This is a genomic window from Bacillus sp. BF2-3 (genome assembly GCF_008368795.1).
GTDB lineage: Bacteria > Bacillota > Bacilli > Bacillales > Bacillaceae_G > Bacillus_A > Bacillus_A cereus.
In genome coordinates this window covers 1-2,253 of the sequence record NZ_QOSA01000074.1, presented here as the reverse complement: position 1 = coordinate 2,253, position 2,253 = coordinate 1, and the positions used below count along the sequence as shown (strand labels likewise).

The following is a 2,253-nucleotide window of genomic DNA, read 5'->3' as shown; positions in this document are numbered from 1 at the left end:
AGTAGGACGTCGCCAAGCAAAAACCTAAGTCATTTTGACTTAGGTTTTTTTGTGTTTATTTTTATTATTTTAAATTTAAAGGTAAGAATTACCTTTTCAAGAATATAGTCCAGATGTAAAAAGAATGTTTGTGATCTTACATAACCTTTTGTGCTTTTAAAGGATTTTACATTAGAAAAAATCTATAATTAAGGTAGTTAACATATATTTTTGATGGGTGTGGGGAATTATGAAAGAAATATGCATGTTATTAGTGGCTGTTATATTATGGGGTACAGCCATTGCGCCAACAAAATGGGCGTTAGAATCTATTCAGCCGTTTACTTTGTTATTTATTCGTCTTTTCTTTGCAGGTGGAATTTGTATGCTATTCTCATTTAAGGAATTACAAAAATCAGTTGTACATAAAAAAGTTCCATGGAAAAGAATGAGTTTGTTAGCTTTTACCGGTGTAGCTGGTTATTTTATGTTTACATCCTACGGCATTTCTTTAACAAGTGGATTACATGTGAGTATTATAGATGCTGCATTACCATTAGTTACAATTCTTTTTTCAGCACTCTTTTTGAAAGAGAAAATTCGATTGAATTATTGGATAGGAATTATATTGGGTGCTATAGGAGTACTCTTTATTACGATTCCATCTAAAAGTGCTAATCAAGAAGTGTCTTTAATAGGAGATATACTAATATTATTAAGTACTTTTCTATTTGCTTTCTACACAGTTTTGCTAAAACGACCAAAACAAGAACAGTATTTATCAAACGAGGTTTTTACAACATTAACTTTAATTATTGGAGCTGTTATTCTCTTACCGTTTGCACTGATAGAAATTTTTTATTACGGTCTTCCAAAGGTTGAAACTTGGAAAACGGGACTTAGTGTAATATACCTTGTTATTGGAGCAACAATTTTAGCATATTGGTTTTGGAATAAAGCGCTAGAGAGAGTTTCAGCATCAGTAAGCGGATTATATTTAAATGCATTACCATTAATAAGTATTGTTACTTCAATTATTCTATTAAATGAATCTCTGACATGGAGAGTAATAATGGGAGCGAGTTTAGTTTTAATCGGAGTAGGATGGGCGGATAAGCAAAAGTTATGTAATCTATTAAAAGGTAACAAGGTGGAGAATAGAGACTGTTAAACAGTATGATTTATATAATTGAAATGTTAAAAAGATACCTTATATATGAGGTATCTTTTTTATTTAGCAAAGATAATAGACTAAAGTTAGTATGGATATTCTTTGCTGTATTTATATGTGTCGAAATCATTTTGAAATATTGTTTGGACAAGTTGTATACATTCAGTATCATAAAAGCTTTCAAAAGTTGGATGACGTGGAAATAAAGGATCAGTAATATCGCCTTCGCTAAAATTCCCTTTATAAATCATGGCGGGAGTTTGATGATGCCATGATGTTGAGAACTCATTTATTGGTGCGGTTTTTAATTCGAAACGCTTTTCTAATTCTTTCATTTCGTGATCGAAGTTTTCTAAGTATATATAATTGGTCACATATTCTTCTTCACCAGCTATATATTGTTGTGTGAAATGTGGGTTAATATCACTTGCGTGAGCCCCTTTTATAAATAGATAGTATAAAAATTGTTTAAATGAGATCCCTTTGGTGGAATTTTCATCTTGATATAAAAACTTTCGGATGGGTTTCCATTCGGGATTTTCCATATAAGGAGGTCCAATTAAGGACACGAAAGAACTGACTGCTCTCCTATAAGGGTTACGAACAAGTTTAAAAGTTTCTTTTTGTTTTTCTCGTAACGCTACTCCTAGTCGTACACTATAGGCAGGTGTACTTTTGTATATATCATATTCATAATTATGAATGAAAGGACTATAGCTTAGAGCGGTTTGTAATAAATCAATCTGGTAAAAGAACCACTTAGCAAGAGAAGTACAGCCGCTTTTTTGACTCCAAAATAGAATGATTGGAAACTTCCTATGATAGTGTGGGCTTCTTGAATGGGAGCTTATGATGTGTAATAAAGAAGGATTGAACAAGTTCTACACTCCTTTCAGTTATCTTATTGATATGTATGAGAAATAAAAGGGGGGTATGAGAGTCTTTTTCATCTTTTTTAAAAAAATGAAAGATTATTATTGACTATTATTATATAGAGGTGTAATATAGGACAAGTCGCCGATGACAATAACGTCGCAAGCGACAAACGAAATAAAAAAACTTAGTTGACATTGAAAGATGAAAATGTTAACATAAGGAAGTCG

2 protein-coding genes are annotated in these 2,253 nt (G+C 31.6%); one reads left to right on the top strand and one right to left on the bottom strand.

Annotated elements, in window-relative coordinates; genetic code table 11:
- Positions 1 to 229: 229 nt before the first annotated feature.
- Positions 230 to 1,150, top strand: coding sequence for a DMT family transporter (locus DN401_RS29585; protein ID WP_000658277.1), 921 nt, complete (start codon positions 230 to 232; stop codon positions 1,148 to 1,150).
- Between the two features lie 86 nt (positions 1,151 to 1,236).
- Here DN401_RS29585 and DN401_RS29580 read toward each other — a convergent pair whose 3' ends face one another.
- A complete protein-coding gene (locus DN401_RS29580) occupies positions 1,237 to 2,028 on the bottom strand; it encodes a sulfotransferase family 2 domain-containing protein (protein ID WP_000483018.1) in 792 nt (263 codons plus the stop codon).
- Positions 2,029 to 2,253: the final 225 nt, after the last annotated feature.

Coding starts and splice junctions, on each gene's coding strand:
- DN401_RS29585 (WP_000658277.1), top strand. CDS start 230: ATGAAAGAAATATGCATGTTATTAGTGGCTGTTATATTATGGGGTACA.